The sequence below is a fragment of the Micromonospora globispora genome (assembly GCF_003857015.1).
Classification (GTDB): Bacteria; Actinomycetota; Actinomycetes; order Mycobacteriales; family Micromonosporaceae; genus Micromonospora; species Micromonospora globispora.
In genome coordinates this window covers 1-1,027 of sequence record NZ_QGGF01000544.1, presented here as the reverse complement: position 1 = coordinate 1,027, position 1,027 = coordinate 1, and the positions used below count along the sequence as shown (strand labels likewise).

Below are 1,027 nucleotides of genomic sequence, written 5' to 3'. Positions count from 1 at the left end.
ACCCGGCTGGCGCCGCTGGTGGACCGGATCCGCACCCGGGTCGCGGCCGAGGTGCCGGACGTGGAGGTGGTCGGCGACCCGGTCGACCGCCTCCCCCACCTGGTCACCTTCTCCTGCCTCTACGTGGACGGCGAGGCGCTGCTGCACGCGCTGGACCGGCGCGGCTTCGCGGTCTCCTCCGGCTCGTCCTGCACGTCGTCGACGCTGCGGCCGTCGCACGTGCTGGAGGCGATGGGCGTGCTGTCGCACGGCAACGTCCGGGTCTCGCTGCACCGGGAGACGACCGAGGCGGACGTCGAGCGATTCCTCGCCGAGCTGCCCGGCATCGTCGCGGACCTGCGCGCCGAGGCGGGAGTGGTGGGGCTGTGAGCCAGCCGGACGAGGTCCTCGACTGCCGCGGCCAGCGCTGCCCGCTACCGGTGATCGCCCTGGCCCGGCACCTGCCGGAGCTGCCGGTCGGCGGGGTGCTCCGCGTCCTCGCCGACGATCCCGCGGCGGCGGTCGACATCCCGGCGTGGTGCCGCATGCGCGACCAGGAGTTCGTCGGGCCCCACCCCGACGGTCCCGGCTACGACGTCCGGCGCAGCGGCTGAGCGGTCGCGGTCAGCGGAGGTAGGCGAGGATGCCGGGGAGGGGGTCGGTGTCGACCGCGGTGTCCACCACCAAACGGGGGCCGACGAACGGCTCGTACTCGGCGCGGCGGAGCAGGACCTGCTCCCAGGTCGGCAGGTGCGGGTCGGAGACCGCGGGCAGCCGCGCCTCGATCCGGCGGCGGTGCTCCGCCTCGTCGCCGCAGTGCACCTCGATCACCCGGAGCGGCACCCCGGCCCGCTCGGCCAGATCGTGCCAGAGGCCGCGGGCGCTGGCCACCGGGTTGACCGCGTCGACCACCACGCTCAGCCCCAGCCCGAGCTGCACCTCGGCCAGCCCGGCGACCGCGCCGTAGGCGGCCATCCCGGGCACGTCACCGGTCAGCCCGTACCGGCCGAGGGCCCGCTCCACCGGGTCCACCGGCAGGACCGGGGCG

At 76.0% G+C, this 1,027-nt stretch carries 3 protein-coding genes; 2 read left to right on the top strand and 1 reads right to left on the bottom strand.

Going from position 1 to position 1,027, the window contains the following annotated elements; genetic code table 11:
• Window positions 1–369, top strand: a 369-nt coding sequence (locus DKL51_RS28325) for an aminotransferase class V-fold PLP-dependent enzyme (RefSeq protein ID WP_124812702.1), incomplete at its 5' end; no start/stop codon positions are given.
• Window positions 366–593 (top strand): sulfurtransferase TusA family protein, encoded by a 228-nt coding sequence (locus tag DKL51_RS28320; RefSeq protein ID WP_124812700.1) that lies wholly within the window; start codon window positions 366–368, stop codon window positions 591–593. The genes DKL51_RS28325 and DKL51_RS28320, both read left to right, overlap by 4 nt.
• Before the next feature lie 10 nt (window positions 594–603).
• Here DKL51_RS28320 and DKL51_RS28315 read toward each other — a convergent pair.
• Window positions 604–1,027, bottom strand: a 424-nt coding sequence (locus DKL51_RS28315) for a P-loop nucleotide/nucleoside kinase family protein (protein ID WP_124812698.1), incomplete at its 5' end; no start/stop codon positions are given.